This is a genomic window from Sphingomonas sp. 2SG (assembly GCF_005503285.1).
Classification (GTDB): domain Bacteria; phylum Pseudomonadota; class Alphaproteobacteria; order Sphingomonadales; family Sphingomonadaceae; genus Sphingomonas; species Sphingomonas taxi.
In genome coordinates this window covers 61,509-80,382 of sequence record NZ_SCMZ01000010.1, presented here as the reverse complement: position 1 = coordinate 80,382, position 18,874 = coordinate 61,509, and the positions used below count along the sequence as shown (strand labels likewise).

General features: G+C 68.3%; 21 protein-coding genes. 8 read left to right on the top strand and 13 right to left on the bottom strand.

Annotated elements, in window-relative coordinates:
* Nucleotides 1-601: 601 nt before the first annotated feature.
* A complete protein-coding gene (locus tag FFS23_RS06435; protein ID WP_212742917.1) occupies nt 602-778 on the bottom strand; it encodes a hypothetical protein in 177 nt (58 codons plus the stop codon).
* An 84-nt stretch (nt 779-862) separates the two neighbouring features.
* Nucleotides 863-1,543 (bottom strand): tRNA (guanine(46)-N(7))-methyltransferase TrmB, encoded by a 681-nt coding sequence (trmB, locus tag FFS23_RS06430; RefSeq protein WP_137897928.1) that lies wholly within the window; start codon nt 1,541-1,543, stop codon nt 863-865.
* A gap of 96 nt (nt 1,544-1,639) precedes the next feature.
* Here trmB and FFS23_RS06425 point away from each other — a divergent pair, with 96 nt between their 5' ends.
* From FFS23_RS06425 to FFS23_RS06415, 3 genes are read left to right on the top strand one after another with little or no spacing between them, the layout of a single operon-like run.
* The gene (locus FFS23_RS06425) at nt 1,640-2,449 is read left to right on the top strand and encodes a formate/nitrite transporter family protein (RefSeq protein ID WP_137897927.1); all 810 of its coding nucleotides are present in this window, start codon (nt 1,640-1,642) and stop codon (nt 2,447-2,449) included.
* On the top strand, nt 2,446-3,045 hold the full coding sequence (locus tag FFS23_RS06420) for a phosphatase PAP2 family protein (RefSeq protein WP_137897926.1): 600 nt from the start codon (nt 2,446-2,448) through the stop codon (nt 3,043-3,045). The genes FFS23_RS06425 and FFS23_RS06420 overlap by 4 nt, the downstream gene beginning before the upstream one ends.
* A gap of 59 nt (nt 3,046-3,104) precedes the next feature.
* Entirely contained in the window at nt 3,105-3,449 is a 345-nt protein-coding gene (locus tag FFS23_RS06415; protein ID WP_137897925.1) for a PilZ domain-containing protein, read from the top strand.
* A 116-nt stretch (nt 3,450-3,565) separates the two neighbouring features.
* On the opposite strand, the gene metK is transcribed toward FFS23_RS06415, so the two are convergent.
* Complete coding sequence (gene metK, locus FFS23_RS06410) at nt 3,566-4,783, bottom strand: methionine adenosyltransferase (protein ID WP_038662288.1); 1,218 nt, start codon at nt 4,781-4,783, stop codon at nt 3,566-3,568.
* 43 nt (nt 4,784-4,826) lie between these two features.
* On the bottom strand, nt 4,827-6,368 hold the full coding sequence (lnt, locus tag FFS23_RS06405; RefSeq protein WP_137897924.1) for an apolipoprotein N-acyltransferase: 1,542 nt from the start codon (nt 6,366-6,368) through the stop codon (nt 4,827-4,829).
* A 296-nt stretch (nt 6,369-6,664) separates the two neighbouring features.
* Here lnt and FFS23_RS06400 point away from each other — a divergent pair, with 296 nt between their 5' ends.
* Nucleotides 6,665-7,099, top strand: coding sequence for a VOC family protein (locus tag FFS23_RS06400; protein ID WP_137897923.1), 435 nt, complete (start codon nt 6,665-6,667; stop codon nt 7,097-7,099).
* Nucleotides 7,096-7,398, top strand: coding sequence for a polyhydroxyalkanoic acid system family protein (locus FFS23_RS06395; protein WP_038662297.1), 303 nt, complete (start codon nt 7,096-7,098; stop codon nt 7,396-7,398). Before FFS23_RS06400 ends, FFS23_RS06395 begins: the two co-directional genes overlap by 4 nt.
* A gap of 40 nt (nt 7,399-7,438) precedes the next feature.
* Here FFS23_RS06395 and FFS23_RS06390 read toward each other — a convergent pair whose 3' ends face one another.
* The 3 genes from FFS23_RS06390 to wrbA form a co-directional block, all read right to left on the bottom strand.
* Nucleotides 7,439-7,972, bottom strand: coding sequence for a response regulator transcription factor (locus FFS23_RS06390; RefSeq protein ID WP_137897922.1), 534 nt, complete (start codon nt 7,970-7,972; stop codon nt 7,439-7,441).
* Nucleotides 7,969-9,249, bottom strand: a complete 1,281-nt coding sequence (locus tag FFS23_RS06385; RefSeq protein WP_137897921.1) for an ATP-binding protein — start codon at nt 9,247-9,249, stop codon at nt 7,969-7,971. The genes FFS23_RS06390 and FFS23_RS06385 overlap by 4 nt, the downstream gene beginning before the upstream one ends.
* Before the next feature lie 233 nt (nt 9,250-9,482).
* Nucleotides 9,483-10,082, bottom strand: coding sequence for an NAD(P)H:quinone oxidoreductase (gene wrbA / locus FFS23_RS06380; RefSeq protein WP_137897920.1), 600 nt, complete (start codon nt 10,080-10,082; stop codon nt 9,483-9,485).
* A 120-nt stretch (nt 10,083-10,202) separates the two neighbouring features.
* On the opposite strand from wrbA, the gene FFS23_RS06375 reads away from it, so the two are divergent.
* Nucleotides 10,203-11,126, top strand: coding sequence for a LysR family transcriptional regulator (locus FFS23_RS06375; protein ID WP_137897948.1), 924 nt, complete (start codon nt 10,203-10,205; stop codon nt 11,124-11,126).
* Here the strand turns inward: FFS23_RS06375 and FFS23_RS06370 are convergent.
* Nucleotides 11,105-11,854 carry an SDR family NAD(P)-dependent oxidoreductase gene (locus FFS23_RS06370; protein WP_137897919.1) on the bottom strand — a complete coding sequence of 250 codons (750 nt, stop codon included), beginning with the start codon at nt 11,852-11,854 and terminating at the stop codon, nt 11,105-11,107. The genes FFS23_RS06375 and FFS23_RS06370 overlap by 22 nt on opposite strands.
* 352 nt (nt 11,855-12,206) lie before the next feature.
* Here FFS23_RS06370 and FFS23_RS06365 point away from each other — a divergent pair, with 352 nt between their 5' ends.
* Complete coding sequence (locus FFS23_RS06365; protein ID WP_137897918.1) at nt 12,207-13,172, top strand: methyltransferase; 966 nt, start codon at nt 12,207-12,209, stop codon at nt 13,170-13,172.
* Here the strand turns inward: FFS23_RS06365 and FFS23_RS06360 are convergent.
* The 5 genes from FFS23_RS06360 to cobS form a co-directional block, all read right to left on the bottom strand.
* Complete coding sequence (locus FFS23_RS06360) at nt 13,113-14,351, bottom strand: dicarboxylate/amino acid:cation symporter (protein ID WP_137897917.1); 1,239 nt, start codon at nt 14,349-14,351, stop codon at nt 13,113-13,115. The two genes, FFS23_RS06365 and FFS23_RS06360, sit on opposite strands and share 60 nt — an antisense overlap.
* Before the next feature lie 127 nt (nt 14,352-14,478).
* Nucleotides 14,479-16,305 (bottom strand): cobaltochelatase subunit CobT, encoded by a 1,827-nt coding sequence (cobT, locus tag FFS23_RS06355; protein ID WP_137897916.1) that lies wholly within the window; start codon nt 16,303-16,305, stop codon nt 14,479-14,481.
* A complete protein-coding gene (locus tag FFS23_RS06350) occupies nt 16,305-16,646 on the bottom strand; it encodes a HepT-like ribonuclease domain-containing protein (protein WP_137897915.1) in 342 nt (113 codons plus the stop codon). The genes cobT and FFS23_RS06350 overlap by 1 nt, the downstream gene beginning before the upstream one ends.
* Entirely contained in the window at nt 16,636-16,938 is a 303-nt protein-coding gene (locus FFS23_RS06345; protein WP_137897914.1) for a nucleotidyltransferase family protein, read from the bottom strand. Before FFS23_RS06345 ends, FFS23_RS06350 begins: the two co-directional genes overlap by 11 nt.
* A 10-nt stretch (nt 16,939-16,948) precedes the next feature.
* Nucleotides 16,949-17,953 (bottom strand): cobaltochelatase subunit CobS, encoded by a 1,005-nt coding sequence (gene cobS / locus FFS23_RS06340; protein WP_038662320.1) that lies wholly within the window; start codon nt 17,951-17,953, stop codon nt 16,949-16,951.
* 196 nt (nt 17,954-18,149) lie between these two features.
* On the opposite strand from cobS, the gene FFS23_RS20710 reads away from it, so the two are divergent.
* The gene (locus FFS23_RS20710) at nt 18,150-18,866 is read left to right on the top strand and encodes a DUF1428 domain-containing protein (RefSeq protein WP_038662322.1); all 717 of its coding nucleotides are present in this window, start codon (nt 18,150-18,152) and stop codon (nt 18,864-18,866) included.
* The last annotated feature ends 8 nt before the right edge of the window (nt 18,867-18,874 follow it).

Genomic DNA, 18,874 nt, shown 5'->3' with positions numbered 1-18,874 from the left:
CCTGACCTGTTTGGATGTGGGACGCGCAAGTTGCGGCGCTTACCGTGCCGACTGAAACTCTGCCCAAGAATCGCTCCCGCGCTGCGCTACCTGCCGCGCCACCACCGCACGAGCTACGTCGGTAAGCCGGGTCTGAGACTATGCGGCTAGTACCGATGTTGGCTGAACCGAGAGCACCCGGCCTTTCGCACCCCGTCGCGCTGCTTCCATAATGCTTCCTACGGCAGCCTTCCTGTCGTCTTCGTCCATAGACCGCCAAGCCACCGTGCGAACAAGCGTATCGAGCTGCGGATTCGCAACGCCACCAATGGCCTGCTGGAGCTGATCGTATTGATCCGGCGTCCACGCAATCGACTTGCCAGCCTGTTAGTATTTGCGTTGCGGTGGGGTGATCGACGCGCCACTATCGACCAGCGCGGTAATCGTCGGGCCCTTCCGATCCCTCCCCGTCATCAGCGGTGAGATGATGTCAGGCCCAACCGCGTCCTGTGCTAGGACCGGCTGAGCAACAAGCAACCCCAGCCGCTCGACCCCGGTGCAAGCTGTGGTCGGCGTCCATGGCGAGCCGTGCGCGCCGATCGTATAGCGCCGCGTCTTGGCCTCACGGCCGCCCATCCGGTACTGGAAGATGTTGGGATCGCCCGGCCGGCGTGATCTTCACGCCGAAGCCTTTCAATTCGTCATCCCACAAAAGGCCGACACCAGTGCCGGGCTTTAGCGCATCGACCGTCCGCTTATTGACCTTGCCCGACGTCATTAAGGCCTTGCTGGCAATCACCGTAGCGGGAAGCGCAAACAGCAACGGAACAGCGGGGACAAGCCCCCTGCCCTACAGGCGTGAACGGCTCGCGAACCCCGCAGCCTATTGCCGGATATACCGGAAATACCACACCTCATGGCCCTGCCGCCGCGCCTTGCGTTCGTAGCGTGTCTCGGGCCAGTCGTCGGGCCGGGTCAGGAAGTCCGCCGGCGTCCGTGCCGTCCACACGAAGTCGCGGCGCTGGTTCATGATCATCATCGCCCAGCGGCAATAGGTCGGATCGTCCGTCCCCAGCCGGAACTCGGCACCCGGCTTCAGCTTGGCGGCGATCGCGTCGAGCGGGCCGTGGTTGATCATCCGCCGCTTGGCGTGACGCGCCTTGGGCCAGGGGTCGGGGTGGAGCAGATAGACCCGGCTGAGGCTCGCATCGGGCAGCCGCTCGACCACCTCCAGCGCATCGCCCATATGCAGCCGCACATTGGCGAGGCCACCGTCGCGGATATGGCCGAGCGCGCCGACCACGCCGTTGAGGAACGGCTCGCAACCGATGAATCCGGTCTCGGGCCGCATCGTCGCCTGACCCGCGAGATGCTCGCCGGCACCGAAGCCGATCTCGAGCTCCAGCGGGCGGTCATCGCCGAACAGCACCCGCGCATCGAGCGCACCCGTCTCCGGCACGCTCAACGGTGCCAGTGTGTCCTCGACCAGTGCGGCCTGGCCGATGCGCAGCTTATGGCCCTGACGACGGCCGTAGAGGCGGCGGATGGTGGCGGGATCGTTCATGGTGGCGCGCCCTAGAACACAACGCGCCACAGGGAAACGCCGCATTCGCCTGCACCGCGCGGAGCAAAGCGGGGCGGCGGTCCGTTGCACCGTCACATGACCGACGACGCCACCGATGGCGACGGCCTCAAGGCCGCCGATGCCAAGACGCTCCACCGCACGGTGCGCGAATCGGGGGAGGACGAGTTGCGCCGTCCCGCGATGCAATTGTTCTGGTCGGCGCTCGCCGCCGGCATCGCGATCAGCGTCTCGCTGCTGACCGAGGCGGCGCTGCACGCGGCCCTGCCCGACGCGCCGTGGCGCGAGCTGGTCAGCGGCCTCGGCTATCCGGTCGGCTTCATGGCGGTGATCCTCGGCCGGATGCAATTGTTCACCGAGAGCACAATCACCGCGATGCTGCCGCTGGTGACGAGGCCGTCGCGCTGGGCGCTGGCCCGTACGCTGCGGCTGTGGAGCATCGTCCTCGTCGCCAATCTGCTCGGCACCGCGCTCGCCGGGCTGGCGATCGCCACCGGCGCGATGGGCAGCGACGCGATCCGTCACGCCGCGCTCGCCATCTCGGCGGGGATCACGGACTTGTCCGCCGGCCGCACCTTCGTCAACGCGATCCCCGCCGGCTTCATGATCGCGATCCTCGCCTGGGCGCTGCCCAATGCGCGCAGCCAGAGCGTGGCCGTGATCTTCATCTTCACCTACATCCTGACGATCGCCGGCTTCAGCCATTCGATCGTCGGTTCCAGCGAGGCCTTCCTGCTGCTGTTCGCCGGCCAGACCGGCGTCGTCCAGACGCTGGCGGGGCTGATCGCGCCGGCGGTGCTCGGCAATCTCGTCGGTGGCGCCGGCATTTTCGCGGTGCTCGCGCACGCACAGGTACGCGGCGAACCGCCGCAGGGAGAAGAGCAGTGAGCAAGGCGAAGACGGCCGCGAAGTCGGTCGAACGGGTGGATCGTCATCTGACCCGGGATGCGGCGGCGAAACGCGATACGCTGCCGGTGCGCTTCGCCAGCTTCCTTGGCGAGGTGGCCGACCAGCCGCAGCTCATCACCGCCTCGATCGCGACGATCGCGGCGGGACTGGTCGGGCGGCGGCCCGATATGATCCGCGGCGGCACGCGGATGCTCGCGGCGCATCTCGTCGCCACCGGTATGAAAAGCGCGATCAAACATTCGATCGACCGCACCCGCCCCGCCAAGGCGATCGACGAGGGCGATCACCGGTTCGAACCGGGCGATAGCGACGACCACGATCTCAATTCCTTTCCCTCGGGCCACACCGCCGGCGCGGTCGCGGTCGCACGGGCCGTGTCGCGCGAGATCGACGGCGCCGCCACCCCCGCCGCACTCGGCGTCGCCGCGGTCGCCGCGATCCAGCCGGTCGCCGGCAACCATTACCTTTCCGACGTGCTGGTCGGTGGCGCGATCGGCTGGGCGTCGGAAGCGCTGGTCGACGCCGTGTTCAACCATTTCGCGCCGCCGCCGGCCGAGAAAGTTCAACCAGTTTGAGCCAAGTTGTGCTGGGTTTGCCGTCCACCGCGTGCTAGGCCCACCGATACGGAAGCGTTATGAACATCCCTCCCGAACCCTCGCGCGAGAAGCGCAACAGCGTCATCGTCCGCGCCGCGGTCCGTCTGCCCGGTGGCGGCCAGAGTGAGCGGCGTGTGCGCAACCTGTCGCGCTCAGGGGCGTGCATCGATAATGACGGCGATCTCGCAGCGGGCATGATGCTCGATATCGAAATGGGCCATATCACGGAGCTGACCGGGGAGGTCATGTGGGTGAAGGACCGGCTCGCCGGCATTCGCTTCGCCGAGCCGATCGATCTCGACGAAGCCCGTAAGCCACGCGGCGTCACCGCGGCGCCCAAGGCCGGCTGGATGACCGATATCAACGACGCCTACCGCCGATAAGACGACGGTTCGCCCGCCGCGACCGCGCAACGCGCCTGCCTCACCGCCAAAAGAAAACACCCTCCCGCGTCCGGCGACGCGAGAGGGTGTCGTTCACACAACCCTGATCGAACCGATCAGGCGACCGCGGCCTTGAGCTGCTCGACCAGATCGGTCTTTTCCCAGGTGAACAGGTCGCCCTCGGGCTCGCGACCGAAATGGCCATAGGCCGCCGACTTGACGTAGATCGGCGCGTTCAGCTTGAGATGCTGGCGGATGCCCTTCGGCGTCAGGCGCACGAGCTGCGGCAGCACCTGTTCCAGCTTCGCTTCTTCGACCGTGCCGGTGCCGTGCGTGTCGACATAGACCGACAGCGGCTCGGCAATGCCGATCGCATAGCTGAGCTGGATCGTGCAGCGCTTGGCGAGGCCCGCGGCGACGACGTTCTTGGCAAGGTAGCGCGCGACATAGGCGGCCGAGCGATCGACCTTGGTCGGATCCTTGCCGCTGAATGCGCCGCCGCCGTGCGGCGCCGCACCGCCGTAGGTGTCGACGATGATCTTGCGGCCGGTGACGCCCGCGTCGCCGTCCGGCCCGCCGATCTCGAACGCGCCGGTCGGATTGATATAGACCTTGGTCTCGTCGGTGACGAAGCCCTCGGGCAACGTGCTCGTCAGCACGCCGGTGACGTAATCCTTGAGCACGTCATATTTGGCGGCGTCGGCATTGTCGCCCTGCAGGCAATAGCCCGCCTTGTGCTGCGTCGAGACGACGAGCGCCACCGCCCGCGTCGGCACGCCATTCTCATATTGCAGCGTCACCTGGCTCTTGGCGTCGGGCTCGAGGAACGGCGCCTTGCCCGAATGGCGGTCGGCCGCCATCGTCTCGAGGATCTTGTGGCTGTAATAGAGCGTCGCCGGCATCAGGCCCGGCGTCTCGTCGGTCGCGTAACCGAACATGATGCCCTGGTCGCCCGCGCCCTCGTCCTTGTTCGAACCCTCGTCGACGCCCATCGCGATTTCCGCCGACTGGCCGTGCAGGTTGTTCTCGAAGGTGAAGCTTTCCCAGTGGAAGCCCGACTGTTCGTAGCCGATGCGCCTGACGGTCGCACGGACGGCGGCCTCGATCTCGGCGAGCGCGCCGTCGGCCCAGGCACCATTCTCATAGACGCCCTTGCAGCGGATTTCGCCCGCCAGCACGACGAGGTTGGTGGTGGTCAGCGTCTCGCAGGCGATACGCGCCTCCGGGTCCTTGGACAGGAACAGATCGACGATCGTGTCGCTGATCTGGTCGGCGACCTTGTCGGGATGGCCTTCGGAAACGGACTCGGACGTGAAGATATAGCTGCTGCGCATCACTGCCTCATAACGATATAAAGATGCCTTTATATGTCCGCTCCTAACGCGCACGGCGGCGGATGGCAATCGCCGCCGCCGCGAAGCCGAGCGCGACGATCAGCGCCGCAAAATTCCCCAGCCGGCTGAACAAAGTGGGCGGCAGCGCCGGCGGCATCGGCAGCTCGATCGCCCCCGCCGTCTCGTGCGGAACGGTGGCGAGCAGCCGTCCGTCGGCGGCGATCACCGCCGAAATGCCGGTCGGAGTCGAGCGGACGATCGGCAGCCCTTCCTCGATCGCCCGCATTCGCGCCTGCGCGAGATGCTGCGGCGGCCCCCAGCGCCCGAACCAAGCATCGGTCGAGGGGTTGAAGAGGATCGCGGGGCGATGCGCCTCGTCAACCGTGCGGCCGGAGAAAATGATCTCGTAGCAGATCTGAAAGCCGATCGCGCCGAAGCCGGGGATCGTCAGCGTGCGCGGACCGGGGCCGTCGTCGAAGTCGAAATCGCCCGGCACCAGCCGCGCGAGGCCGAGCGGCCTGAGCAGCCACGGCACCGGCAGATATTCGCCGAACGGCACCAGATGCGCCTTGTCGTAGCGGCCGACGATACGCGCGCGGGCATCGAGCGCGAACACCGAATTGGACGCGCCCGCGACGTCGCCCTTGGCGTCGAAGCGCAGCGGCGTATGGCCGGTCATCAGCACGTCGCGCGGGCCGAGCAGCCGCGCCAGCCGCCAGCGGTTGAACAGCGGGCTCTGGCCGAAATAGATCCAGCGCGGATAGCCACTTTCGAGATAGTCGCGGATCACCCCCTCGGGCCACAGCACCAGCCGCGGCCGCGGTCCCGGCGTTCCCGACTGGCGGATCAGCGCGGCGAGCATCACCTCCTGATCGCCCTCGCCGCGTGCGTCCTGCCCGACATTGGGCTGCACGACGCGCAGCAGCGGCGCATCGGGCCGGGCGGCCGGCGCCTGCGTCCACAAAGCGGAGACCGCCGCGACGACCAACAGCGCCAAGAGCCCCGCCGGCAACCGCCACCGCCGCTGCGGCAGGAGCAGCAACGACACCGCGGCGAGCACCGTGACGCCCGACAGTGCATAGGTGCCGATCCACGCCGACAGCCGCGCGACGCCGATCACCGGCAACCAGATCACCCCGATCGGGTCCCAGGCATAGCCGCTGAACAGGACGCTGCGCAGATATTCGCTGGCGATCCACGCCGCCGCGAAGACGAGCGCATAACCGGCATCGGGCCGCGCGCCGCGGCCGAAGCGCCAGCCGATGCCCGCAGCGGCCATCGGGAAGATCGCCAGATACAGCGCCAGCCCGACCGCGGCGAAATAGCCGAGCACCGGCGGCATCTTGTCCTGAAAGTCGAAGGCGTGCTGGAACCAGTTGTTGTTGATCGTGAAATGCCCGGCACCCCAGCACCAGCCGAGCCACGCCGCCCGCCGGCCGGTATCGGCGCGCTGGACCAGCGCGGCAAGCCCGGCGAGCCCGACCAGCGTCAACGGCCAGAGCTGCAACGGCGCGAACCCGGTCGCGGCGATCGCCCCGAGGATCAGCGCGACGAGGGCGGGACGGCGGGAGAGCAAGGCGGGCATGCGGCGCGCTGTAGCGCGCGGCAAACGCGATGTCCTCCCTCCATGAGACGGGCATGCGCGCCGTCCGGCACAGCCGGTATGTCGCGCTACAAAGGGGATAGGCGGCACTCGGACCGTGCCGGAAGAACGACGCGCTCCTATCCGCCGTTCGCCCTGAGCCTGTCGACGGGCAGGTGAGTCTCAAGGTGCTTCGACAAGCTCAGCACCAACGGACGTGGACCGTGTCGCAGTCCGCGCATCGTCGCGGAGGGAATTGAGCGGTAGCGCCAGCCACCACCCTTCCCTACCTTCGCCACATGTCCCTACGCCCCTTCCATCTCGCCTTCCCGGTCCACGATCTCGCCGCGGCGCGCGCCTTCTACGGCGGCGTGCTCGGCTGCCCCGAGGGCCGTTCCAGCGACCAGTGGATCGACTTCGACCTGTTCGGCCATCAGATCGTCGCGCATCTCGACCCCGCCGCCCGCGCCGTGCAGGTCGCCAACGAAGTCGACGGCCACCACGTCCCCGTCCCCCATTTCGGCGTCGTCCTCACCATGGCCGACTGGCAGGCGCTCAGCGATCGCGTCGCCGCCGCGGGCGTACGCTTCGGGATCGAGCCGCACGTCCGCTTCCGCGGCGAGGCGGGCGAGCAGGCGACGATGTTCTTCTCCGACCCGTCGGGCAACGCGCTCGAGTTCAAGGCGTTCGGGGACGATGCGATGCTGTTCGCCACGACGAAGGACCAGATATGAGCGCCCCGATCGAACTCGACATTCCCCATCAGCTCGGCAAGACCGCGGTCCGCGAACGCCTCGACGGCGGCATCGGCAAGATCGGCCGGCTGATCCCCGGCGGCGCGCAGGTCGAGCATCGCTGGGAAGGCGATACGATGCATTTCACTGTCGGCGCGATGGGCCAGACGATCGGCTGCCGCGCGACGGTATCGGACAGCAACGTTCATGCGATCGTCGACCTGCCCGGCTTCCTCGGCCTGTTCGCCGGCAAGATCCGCGACGTGATCCAGCAGGAAGCACCGAAACTGCTGAAATAAATTCCTCAATTCCTCCCCCGCCAGGGGGAGGATTTTGGTTTCACCCCATGTGCCGCTTGTCGAGCTTCCGCGCCAACGTGCGCCGATGCATCCCCAGCCGCCGCGCCGCTTCGGAGATGTTGAAGTCGACGTCCGCCAGCGTCTGGTGGATATGCTCCCATTCCAGCGTCTTGATCGAGGTCGGCGGCGCCGCGGCGATCGTCGCGCCGGCATCGCCGTCTATCCGCGCGAAGGCCGCCTCGATATCGTCGGTATTGGCCGGCTTGGTCAGGTAGTTGGTCGCGCCGAGCTTGATTGCCTCGACCGCGGTCGCGATGCTGGCGAAGCCGGTCAGCACGACGATCTTGATGCCCGGATCGATTGCATGGATCGTCGCCACGCAGGCCAGCCCCGACGCGCCGCCCAACCGCAGGTCGACCACCGCATGATCGGGCCTGAAGTCGGCCACCGCCGCCTCCAGCCCGTCCGGCCCGGGCAGCATCGTCACCGCATAGCCGCGCCGCTCGAACGAGCGCCCCAGCGTCCGCGCGAAATTGGCATCGTCCTCGACGATCAGCAGCCGCCGCTCGCTCATGCCCCCTCCTCCAACGCCAGCGCCGCCACCGGCAGCCGCAGCACCATCTCCGCGCCGCCCGCGATATTGCGCGCCGCCAGCGTCCCGCCGAGCGTGCGCAGCACGTTGGTGGCGAGGAACAGCCCCAGCCCCGCGCCGCGCCGCTCCTTGCTGGTGTTATACGGTTTACCGATTCCGGCGAGCACCGCGGGCGGAAAGCCGCTGCCATCGTCGCGCACGGTCAGCACGATCACCGCCCCCTCCACCGCCGCGGTCAGCGTGATCGCCGAGGCCCCCGCCTCCGCGGCATTGTCGAGCAAATTGGTCAGCGCCTGCCCCAGCGCGCGGTCGGACACGATCGGCCGGTCGTCGCCGATCCGGTCCTCGAACGTCACCGTTCCGGGCCAGACCGCGACGATCCCCGACAGGAACCGGCGCAGTGTCGTGCGTTCGGGCGCCTCGCCGGTCACCTCGCCCGCGGCGAACAGGATGCCCGACACGATCGTCTTGCAGCGCATCACCTCCGCCTGCATCTCGTCGACCTCGGCGGCGAGGCGCGGTTCGGCGCGGATCGCCGCCTCGCTCTTCCAGTCGCCGAGCAGCACGAGGATCGACGATAGCGGCGTGCCGAGCTCGTGCGCCGCGCCGCTGGCGAGCAGGCCCATGCGGACGATATGGTCCTCCTCGGCGGCGCGCTGGCGCATCGCGGCGAGATGCGCATCGCGGCTGCGGAGGTTGGCGGCGATCCGCGTCACGAACAGCACGAGCAGCACCGCGGCGAGCACGAAATTGGCCCACAGCCCGATGACATAGACCGGCGACAGCCGCGTCGCGAACCACGGCGGCAGCGCCAGCGGCGGGCTGAGCAGCGCGACCAGCCCGAACGCCACCGTCGTCAGCGCGACCAGCGCCCAGCTCGACCAGGCGTGGAGCAGCACCGCGCCCATCACCACCTGCAACAGATAGAGCGAGACGAACGGATTGGACGCCCCGCCGCTGAGGTAGAGCTGCACCGAGAGCGCGACGACATCGCAGGCGAGCGAGCCGAACAACTGGAAATTGGTCACCGGCCAATGCGGATGGCCGAGCCACGTCATCGCATTGAGCATGACGAGCGCGGCGAGCACCACCCCCATCGCGACGACCGGCAGGTGGATGCCGAGCCCGTAATGGACGATCAGGATCGCCGCCGCCTGTCCGCCGACCGCCATCCAGCGCAGCAGCACGAGCAACCGCATGTTACGCGCCGCGGCATCCTCGGGTGCGGGCGGCGGCAGGCGGGGCGGCTGGGTCGGCATGATCGGGATGTAGGCGCGTTTACGGCGGAGCGCCACGCGCGCCAAATCGATACGGGCTCGTCACGTCGCCCGGAAAAACCCGTCACCCCGGACTCGTTCCGGGGTCCACTCTGCGGCGAGGAGATTGGCAGGAGGGGAGACCATGCCCCCGTGGCCCGGTGGACCCCGGAACCAGTCCGGGGTGACGGGGTGGATGTGAAGGCGGCCCGCTTACCCGCAGGCCGCCCCGCGCCTCACTTCAGCTTGGCGGCTGTCTCGGCGATCCGCTTGCCCTGATAGCGCGCACCCGCCAGTTCCTCCTCATGCGGCTGGCGCGAACCGTCGCCCGCCGAGATCGTCGTCGCGCCATAAGGCGAGCCGCCGCGAACCTCGTCGACGCCCATCTGGCCCTGGAAACCGTAGTCCAGACCGACGATCGTCATGCCATGATGCAGCAGGTTGGTGATGATCGAGAACAGCGTCGTCTCCTGCCCGCCATGCTGGCTGGCGGTCGAGGTGAACGCGCCGCCGACCTTGCCGACCAGCGCACCCTTCGCCCACAGGCCACCGGTGGTGTCCCAATAGGCCGCCATCTGCGCCGGCATCCGGCCATAGCGGGTCGGCGCGCCGACGATGATCGCATCATACTGGGCGAGCGCGTCCGGGCCTTCGATCTCGGGATGCGCCGTGTCGGTCTTGAAATGCGCGGCCTTGACCACCTCGGCCGGCGCCGTCTCGGCGACGCGGCGGATATCGACCTCGGCCCCGCCGGCGCGCGCGCCCTCGGCGACGGCGTCGGCCATCTGTTCGATATGGCCGTAGGACGAATAATAGAGCACCAGAACCTTGGTCATCCGAACGTCTCCAATGTGCGTGTCGCACCCTAAATGGTCCCGTCGGGACGGTGCGTAAACGGAAACGCTGGAAACCGACCGTTTCCACGCTAGGTTCCCCGGCCTGCCGAAGGGACCATGATGCGCCTACCCGATCTCGAAGCCTGGGCGATCTTCGCCGCCGTCGCCGAGCACAATTCGTTCAGCGCCGCCGCCGATGCGATCGGCCTCAGCAAGGCGACCGTGTCGAAGGCGATCACCCGGCTCGAAGAGCAGATCGGCCAGTCGCTGTTCCACCGTACCTCTCGCCGGCTCGCGCTGACCGAGGCGGGCAAGCCGCTCGCCGCGCACGCCGCGCGTATCCTCGCCGAGGCGCAGGCCGCGGAGGAAGCCGCGCGCGACGCACTGAGCGCACCGACCGGCCGCGTCCGCCTCGCCGCGCCGATGAGCTTCGGCGTGCGCAACGTCGCGCCGCTGCTCGCGGAGTTCCTCGCCGCCCATCCCGGCATCGAGATCGACCTGCATCTGTCCGACGCGCGCGTCGACATCGTCGCCGAAGGCTTCGACGTCGCGCTGCGCATTGGCGACCTGCCCGACAGCAGCCTGCGCGGTCGCCGGCTGTGCGACGTCAGGACGCATCTGGTCGCAGCCCCCGCCTATCTCGCCGCGCACGGCACGCCCGCGCATCCCTCAGAGCTCGCCCGCCATCGCGTGCTCGGCTATTCCAACGTGCTCGCACCGTGGCGCTTCCAGCACGTCGACGGCAGCGACGTCGCGATCCGTCCGCAGGGGCCGCTGATCGCCAACAGCGGCGAGGCCCTGCTGCCGACGCTGATCGCCGGGCTCGGCATCGCCCGCCTGCCCGGCTTCATCGTCGGCCCGCATATCAGCAGCGGTGCGGTGGTGCAGATCCTGCCCGACTGGTCCGCCGCCGCGATCGGTCTCCACCTGCTCACCCCGCCGAGCGCGCTGCGCCCGGCGCGGGTCGAGGCGCTGATCGCCTTCCTGTCGGGCCGGCTGCGCGACCCCTGCGCCGAGGCGGATCAGCCCGCGCGCGCGACCTGAAAGCCGGCGAACGACTGGCTGACCGGCATCAGCTCCAGCCGGTTGATGTTGAGATGCGGCGGCAGCGTCGCCACCCACAGCATCGTCGCGGCGATATCCTCCGCGGTCATCGGATCGGCGCCCTTGTAGAGCGCGTCCGACGCCGCCTGATCACCGCCGGTGCGCACCGTGGTGAATTCGGTCTCGACCATCCCCGGTTCGATAGAGGTGACGCGCACCCCCTTGCCGTGCAGGTCGGAGCGCAGGCCGAGCGAGAATTGCTCGACGAACGCCTTGGTGCCGCCATAGACGTTGCCGCCGCTATACGGATAGGTCGCCGCCACCGACGACAGATTGATGATCGCCCCGCGTCGCGCGATCAGTCCCGGTAGCAGCCGGTGGGTCAGCGACACCAGAGCGGTGACGTTGGTCGCGATCATCGTCCGCCAGTCGTCGAGGTTCGCCTCCTGCGCCGGCTTCGTACCGAGCGCCAGCCCGGCGTTGTTGATCAGCAGATCGACGTCGCGCCAGTCCTCGGGCAATCCGGCGATTGCCTTGCCCGCCGCCGCTTCGTCGGCGACGTCGAAGGCGAGCGTATGCACCGCCTCGCCGAGCCGCGCGCGCAACGCGTCGAGCCGCTCGGCCCGCCGCCCGGTGGCGATCACGCGCCACCCCGCATCCACGAACGCCGTCGCCGCCGCCGCGCCGATGCCGGCGGTCGCGCCGGTGATGAAAGCCGTCTTGGTCATATCGTCTCCGCTGATCCTGTCGCGATGCGTCAAAGCGCGACCGCCTTACAACGATCCCGCGCAGCGCCGCCAGCGATCGGGGTGGGGCGGTGCCCGCGGTCACACCCGACCCTGCTCGAAGCTATCCCAGTGCTCCTGCGAAAGCAGGAGCCCAGGAGTCCCAAGCGTCACGAGGCGTTAGCTCGCTCGACTCTGGGCTCCTGCTTTCGCAGGAGCACTATGCCGCTCCATGGGCGAGAGGGTTCGACCCGTTTCGACATAACGCGGAACCGGCCGAACGCCGCCCCCCCCCGGGCCCACAGGAACCCGCACCATCGCAAGACGTTACGCCACATCAACGATTCATGGAGAGATGCGGGTGTCGAAACCGGACCAGCCGGCGGTTCGATCGGCGGACGCCGAGCTGCGGCATCTCCTCGCCCTGTTGCGTGACCGCGACCATCGGTTCGTCACCCCGACCCCGGCGACCCACGCCCGCGTCCTCGCCCGCGCCGACCGGCAGGCGGCGCGCTGCGTCGAGGACATGCTCGGCTGGAGCCTGCCCTATCGCCCCGGCGACTGCGACGCGGCGATCGAAGCGCTGCTCGACAGCGCAGGCGTCACCGTACCAGCCGGAGATCGCCGCCGCGCGACGATCCGCGTCTCGCGGCTCCACGATCATCTCTTCGTCCATTCCGCTTATCCCACCGACGCCGCCGATGCGGTCTTCTTCGGCCCGGACAGCTATCGGTTCGCCGATCTGATCCGCGACGAACTGCGCGACTGCCCGGCGCGTGCCGGCGCACAGATGGTCGACATCGGTACCGGCTCGGGCGTCGGCGGCATCGTCGCCGCGACCGCTTGCCCGGGGCTGCGCATCCACATGACCGACGTCAATCCGGCGGCGCTCCGCTTCGCGCGCATCAACGCCGCCGCGGCCGGCATCGCCGCCGACTTCCACGAGAGCGACAGCCTCGTCACCATCCCGGGTCCCATCGACGTCGCCACCGCCAACCCGCCCTACGTCATCGACAGCGGCAAGCGGCTGTACCGTCACGGCGGCGCGATGCACGGCGGTCAGGTATCGCTCGACATGGCGGTGATGGCGATGGACCGGCTCGCCCCCGCCGGCCGGCTGATCCTCTACACCGGCAGTGCGATCGTCCGCGGCCACGACCAGCTCGCCGCCGCACTCGCCGAGGCGGCGGCCGCGCGCGGCTGTACGATGCGCTATCGCGAGATCGACCCCGACGTGTTCGGCGAGGAACTGGAGAATGCCCTATACCGCGACGTCGACCGCATCGCGCTGGTCGCCGCGGTGATCACCCGCGCCGGCTAGCCGCATCACCGCCATGTCGGCGGTGACGTTGCCGACCGTGCGGAACAGGTCGGGGATCGTCTCGACCGCGAGCAGCAGCGGCAACAGCTCGACGGGCACGCCGAGCGCGAGGCACACCGGCCCGATCGTCGCGAAGAACGACACCTGCGCCGGCAGCCCGACAGCGGCGAGGCTGACCGCCGCAGCGACGAGTGCGCCCGTCACCACCAAGCCGATCCCCGGCGACATGCCGTAGACCGCCGCCAGATACAGCGCGACCGCGATATTGGCGGCGGCGCTCGCGGCGCGGAAGATCGACACGGCGAGCGGCAGAACGATCCCCGCCGCATTGCGCGCGACGTCCAATGCGGGCGCCGCCTCGACCATCGCCGGCAGCGTCGCCAGCGAGGATTGCGTCGAGAGCGCGACGACCTGCGCCGGCAGCGCCGCCCTGGCGAAGCGCAGCGGCGACAGCCCACCGAAGACGAGCACGACGACATAGGCGAGCACGCCGATCAGCAGGCACGCGCAGGCGACGATCACGACATAGTGCGCGAGCACCGCCACCGCGCCGCTCCCCGCCCGCGCACCGAGCCCGAAGGCGAGCGCGAACACGCCGATCGGCGCGACCAGCAACACCCATTGCACGATCACCAGCATCGTCTCGGCAATCGCCCGGAACATCGTCTGCAACGCGCGCTGCAGCTCGGGCGCGACGCGCGTCGCGGCGAAGCCGAAGAACAAAGCGAAGACGACGAGCGGCACCATCGCCGTCTCCGCCGCCGCCTTGATCGGATTGGCCGGGATGATGTTGCCGAGCCAGTCCCCCGCCCCGCCGATCGCCGGCACCGCGCCCACCGGCCGCAACGCCGCCGCATCGCCGACCGGCCACAGGTGCAGCAACAACGTCGTGCTCGCCGCCGCCGCCAGACACCCGCCGCACAACAACGCCGCGAACCACAGCAAGGCGCGCAACGCCACCCGATCCTGCCGCGCGTCCTGTGCCGCACCGAGGATACCGGTGACGAGCAAAGAGAAGACGAGCGGCACCACCGTCATCGTCAACGCATCGAGCCACAACCGCCCGACCGGCCCGGTCACCGCGAGCAGCGGCGCAGCCACCGCCCGCCCGCTGACGATCGCCCCGCCGATCAACCCGAGCGCCAGCCCGGCAAGGATCCGAAGCGCGGACCGGTTCAACCCGCCAGCTCCCGGCCGTGCGGGCGCAAGGCCCGGTCCTGCGCAACGTCCACACCCATCCCCTCGCCCACCAGCGGCATACCGAAGCAGGTAGGGGAAACTTTTACCAGCTATTCCGTGCCTTACGTCACGGCGTGTCGAACAGGGCCGCCAATTGCTCGATGATCGTGCCGCCCAGTTGCTCGGCGTCCATGATCGTCACCGCGCGCGCGTAATAGCGCGTCACGTCGTGGCCGATGCCGATCGCGACCAGCTCGACCGGCGACTTGCCCTCGATCCAGCCGATCACCTGGCGCAGATGCCGCTCCAGATAGCTGCCCGAATTGACCGACAGCGTCGAATCGTCGACCGGCGCACCGTCGCTGATCACCATCAGGATGCGCCGTTCCTCGGGTCGCGCGAGCAGCCGGCTGTGCGCCCAGAGCAGCGCCTCGCCGTCGATATTCTCCTTGAGCAGCCCCTCGCGCATCATCAGGCCGAGGTTGGTGCGCGCGCGCCGCCAGGGCTCGTCCGCCTTCTTGTAGACGATGTGGCGGATGTCGTTGAGCCGCCCCGGCTGCGGCGGCCGCCCCGCGGCCAGCCACGTCTCGCGGGCCTGCCCGCCCTTCCACGCGCGGGTGGTGAAGCCGAGGATCTCGGTCTTGACGCCGCAGCGCTCCAGCGTGCGCGCGAGGATATCGGCGCTGATCGCGGCGATGCCGATCGGCCGGCCGCGCATCGACCCCGAATTGTCGATCAGCAGCGTTACCACCGTGTCGCGGAAATCGGTCTCGCGCTCGATCTTGTAGCTCAGCGACTGGCCCGGCGTGACGACGACGCGCGCCAGCCGCGCCGCATCGAGCATGCCCTCGTCCTGATCGAAATCCCACGACCGCGACTGCTGCGCCATCAGCCGCCGCTGCAACCGGTTGGCGAGCTTCGACACCGCCGATTGCAGATGCGCGAGCTGCTGGTCGAGATAGCCGCGCAGCCGTGCCAGTTCCTCGGCGTCGCACAAATCGGTGGCGGCGACGACCTCGTCGAACTGCGTCGTCCACGGCTTGTATTCGAACTGCGGCATGAAGTCGCTGTTCGGGCGATTGGGGCGCACCGGCTGCATCCCCTCGTCACCGTCGTCGCCGGGTTCGCCGTCGAGGTCGTCCATCGACTGGTCGCCGAATTCCTCGCCTTCGCCGTCGTCGCTGTCCGATTCCTGCGCCTCGCCGCGCGCGTCGACCTCGCCTTCGCCTTGGCCGCCCTCCTGCTCCTGATCCTCCTCGCCTTCGTCCTGCTGCTGCTCGTCGGTGCCTTCGTCCTCCGAGCCGCCCTCGTCGGCGTTTTCGGGCAAGACCTCGCCCTCGACCAGCTCGAGTTCCTCGAGCATCTTCATCGCGAGGCTCTGGAACGCGCGCTGGTCGTCGAGCGCGAGCGCGAGGCTCGACAGGTCGGTGCGCGCATCGATCCATTCGCGGACCAATGCGAGGCCGGGCGCCGCGGCGGCGGGCGCCTCCAGCCCGGTCAGTCGCTCGCGCACCAGCAGCGACAGGGCGCTGGCGAGCGGCACCTCCTCGCGCGTTCGCGCGCGCGTGATCGGATCGCTGCGCATCCGCACGTCGAGCGCATGCGCCAGATTGTCGGCGATGCCCGCATAACCGCGGCTGCCGAGCGCCTCGACCCGCGCGCTCTCGACCGCGTCGAACACCGATCGCGCCACCGCCTCGGCGGGCGCGTATCGCATATGGAGCGCATCGTCGTGATGGCGCAGCCGCAACGCGAAGCCATCGGAAAAGCCGCGCGCTTCCGCCACCTGTTCGGCGGGAAGCGTGCGGGCAGGCATCGGCACCTTGATATGCTTGCCAGACTGCGCCGGTGCGTCGGCGGTAAAGCCGAGTTCGACCTCCGGCTCCTCCGCGATCGCGCGCGCCGTTCCGGCGAGCACCGCCTTGAACCGGTCGAGAGGGGTATCGTTTGCCATCAGTTTTCCAGTGCGCGCTGCGCGGCGTCTCGCAGCAGAGGAACTTCCTCCCGCGCGATTCGGAAAATTAGCACAGGGTCGATATCGTCATAGGCGTGACGAAGCACGTTGCCGAAGCCGCGCAACCGTTCGACGGGCAGATCGGGCATCACCGCCGACATCTGTTCGGCGCCGATCTTGACCACCGCTTCGGAAATACGAGCGAGGCATCGTTCGACCGCGTCCCGTGTCTTGTCATCGCTCAAGAAAGCCGCCTCATCCACGCCGGCCACATAGCGCTCGATGCGGTTTGCATTGTCTATGATATCGAGCAAGCGTCCGCGCGGGTTTTTAGAAGACATGCACACGATCCCGATCGATCTCTTCCTGCAACCACGGCTTCTGCGCGGGCTCCGTCATGAAATCGACCTTCGCCCCAAGCATCTCCTCGATCTTCCCCTCAATGCCGAAATAGCCGAACGGCCCCAGCGCGCGGATCGCATCGTAATCGACGCTGGCGACCAGATCGACGTCGGAGTCGTCACGCGCCTCGTCGCGTGCGGTCGAGCCAAATATCGACAGCCGGACGATACCGAGCTGCCGCAACGCCCCTTCGTACGATCGCAGTCGCTCGAGCGCTTCGGCCCTCGTCATTTTGTCCTCCTTACGCTTTCCCCACCACGCTCTCCGGCAGGTCCTTGCCGAACACGCGCTGGAAATATTCCGCCACCAGCGGCCGCTCGTTCTCGTCGCACTTGTTGAGGAAGCTCAAGCGGAACGCGAAGCCGACGTCGCCGAAGATCAGCGTGTTCTGCGCCCAGGTGATCACCGTGCGCGGGCTCATCACCGTCGAGATGTCGCCGTTGACGAAGCCCTTGCGCGTCATGTCGGCGACGCGGACCATCTGTTCGACGGTCTTCTTGCCCTCGGGCTTGTCATATTCGCCCGACTTGGCGAGCACGATCTGCGATTCGACCGCCGCCGGCAGATAGTTGAGCGTGACGACGATGTTCCAGCGGTCCATCTGGCCCTGGTTGATCTGCTGCGTGCCATGATACAGCCCGCTGGTGTCGCCGAGGCCGACCGTATTGGCGGTCGCGAACAGCCGGAACCACGGGTTCGGGCGGATCACGCGATTCTGGTCGAGCAGCGTCAGTTTGCCCTCGGTCTCCAGCACGCGCTGGATCACGAACATCACGTCGGGCCGCCCCGCGTCATATTCGTCGAACACCAAGGCGGTCGGCGTCTGCAAAGCCCACGGCAACAGGCCTTCGCGGAATTCGGTCACCTGCTGGCCGTCGCGCAGCACGATCGCGTCGCGGCCGATCAGGTCGATACGGCTGATATGCGCGTCGAGGTTGATGCGGATGCACGGCCAGTTGAGCCGCGCCGCGACCTGCTCGATATGGCTCGACTTGCCGGTGCCGTGATAGCCCTGCACCATCACGCGCCGGTTGTGCGCGAAGCCCGCCAGCACCGCCAGCGTCGTGTCCGGATCGAAGACATAGGCGGGGTCGAGATCGGGGACGCGCTCGTCCGCCTCGCTGAACGCGGGCACCTGCATGTCGCTGTCGATGCCGAACAGCTCGCGGATGCCGACCATCTTGTCGGGGGCATCGAGGATCGTCGTCTCGCGGCTGTCGGGCTGGGTATTGGGGATATCGGTCATCGGGTCGGGGCACCGTTTCGAAGCTGGGCAAATCAGAGGCGGCCCTCCCCAACGCGCGAAGCGAGCGAATGGCGCATCGCCTATCCAGTGGAAACGGATTGCCCCGCCGTCAAGCCGCCGCGACCGCGATCGTACGCGGGGCTTGACGCAGGACCGGAAAAGGCAGGTAATCCCTTGAAAAAAGGAGAGCGAGCCGATGCGCTATATCGACGGCTTCGTCACCGCCGTGCCGAGTGCACGACGCGATGCCTATCGTCGCCATGCGGCACAAGGCTGGACGGTCTTGCAGGCGGCGGGTGCCGGGCGGCAGGGCGAAGCCTGGGGCGACGATGTCCCCCATGGCACGCACACCGATTTCCATCGCGCCGTGCAGGCGACGCCGGACGAGACGGTGGTGTTCAGCTGGATCGAATATGCCGACAAGGCGACGCGCGACGCCGCCGCTGCACAGGTGATGGCCGCTCCCGAGATGGCGGCGCTGATCGAGACGATGCCGTTCGACGGCGCACGGATGATCTATGGCGGCTTCGAGGTCGTCGTCGATCAGGGCGCGCCCTCGCCCGCCACCGGTTATGTCGACGGCTTCCTGCTCGCCGCGCGCGACCGCGACGCCTATGTCGCGCTTGCCACCCGATCGGCACCGATCTTCCTCGATCACGGCGCGACTCGCGTCGTCGAGGCATGGGGTGACGACGTCCCGCCCGGCACACGCACCAGCTTCCCGCTGGCGACGCAGCGCGAGGACGGCGAAAGCGTCGTCTTCTCATGGATCGAATGGCCGTCGAAGGCGGTCCGCGACGCCGGCATGGCCGCGGCGATGGCCGATCCCCGGATGGAGACCGCGCCCGAAGCGCTGCCCTTCGATGGCAAGCGCATGATCTACGGCGGCTTTACCTTGCTGTTCCAATCCTGACGGAGGCT

What these genes read in the sequence shown, in the direction of transcription:
- FFS23_RS06350 (WP_137897915.1), bottom strand. Translation starts at nt 16,646, where the DNA reads ATGTCTTCTAAAAACCCGCGCGGACGCTTGCTCGATATCATAGACAAT.
- FFS23_RS06395 (WP_038662297.1), top strand. Translation starts at nt 7,096, where the DNA reads ATGAGCGCCCCGATCGAACTCGACATTCCCCATCAGCTCGGCAAGACC.
- FFS23_RS06375 (WP_137897948.1), top strand. Translation starts at nt 10,203, where the DNA reads ATGCGCCTACCCGATCTCGAAGCCTGGGCGATCTTCGCCGCCGTCGCC.
- FFS23_RS06400 (WP_137897923.1), top strand. Translation starts at nt 6,665, where the DNA reads ATGTCCCTACGCCCCTTCCATCTCGCCTTCCCGGTCCACGATCTCGCC.
- trmB (WP_137897928.1), bottom strand. Translation starts at nt 1,543, where the DNA reads ATGAACGATCCCGCCACCATCCGCCGCCTCTACGGCCGTCGTCAGGGC.
- wrbA (WP_137897920.1), bottom strand. Translation starts at nt 10,082, where the DNA reads ATGACCAAGGTTCTGGTGCTCTATTATTCGTCCTACGGCCATATCGAA.
- cobT (WP_137897916.1), bottom strand. Translation starts at nt 16,305, where the DNA reads ATGGCAAACGATACCCCTCTCGACCGGTTCAAGGCGGTGCTCGCCGGA.
- FFS23_RS06390 (WP_137897922.1), bottom strand. Translation starts at nt 7,972, where the DNA reads ATGAGCGAGCGGCGGCTGCTGATCGTCGAGGACGATGCCAATTTCGCG.
- FFS23_RS06425 (WP_137897927.1), top strand. Translation starts at nt 1,640, where the DNA reads ATGACCGACGACGCCACCGATGGCGACGGCCTCAAGGCCGCCGATGCC.
- FFS23_RS06385 (WP_137897921.1), bottom strand. Translation starts at nt 9,249, where the DNA reads ATGCCGACCCAGCCGCCCCGCCTGCCGCCGCCCGCACCCGAGGATGCC.
- FFS23_RS06345 (WP_137897914.1), bottom strand. Translation starts at nt 16,938, where the DNA reads ATGACGAGGGCCGAAGCGCTCGAGCGACTGCGATCGTACGAAGGGGCG.
- FFS23_RS06415 (WP_137897925.1), top strand. Translation starts at nt 3,105, where the DNA reads ATGAACATCCCTCCCGAACCCTCGCGCGAGAAGCGCAACAGCGTCATC.
- cobS (WP_038662320.1), bottom strand. Translation starts at nt 17,953, where the DNA reads ATGACCGATATCCCCAATACCCAGCCCGACAGCCGCGAGACGACGATC.
- FFS23_RS20710 (WP_038662322.1), top strand. Translation starts at nt 18,150, where the DNA reads ATGCGCTATATCGACGGCTTCGTCACCGCCGTGCCGAGTGCACGACGC.
- FFS23_RS06365 (WP_137897918.1), top strand. Translation starts at nt 12,207, where the DNA reads ATGCGGGTGTCGAAACCGGACCAGCCGGCGGTTCGATCGGCGGACGCC.
- metK (WP_038662288.1), bottom strand. Translation starts at nt 4,783, where the DNA reads ATGCGCAGCAGCTATATCTTCACGTCCGAGTCCGTTTCCGAAGGCCAT.
- lnt (WP_137897924.1), bottom strand. Translation starts at nt 6,368, where the DNA reads ATGCCCGCCTTGCTCTCCCGCCGTCCCGCCCTCGTCGCGCTGATCCTC.
- FFS23_RS06370 (WP_137897919.1), bottom strand. Translation starts at nt 11,854, where the DNA reads ATGACCAAGACGGCTTTCATCACCGGCGCGACCGCCGGCATCGGCGCG.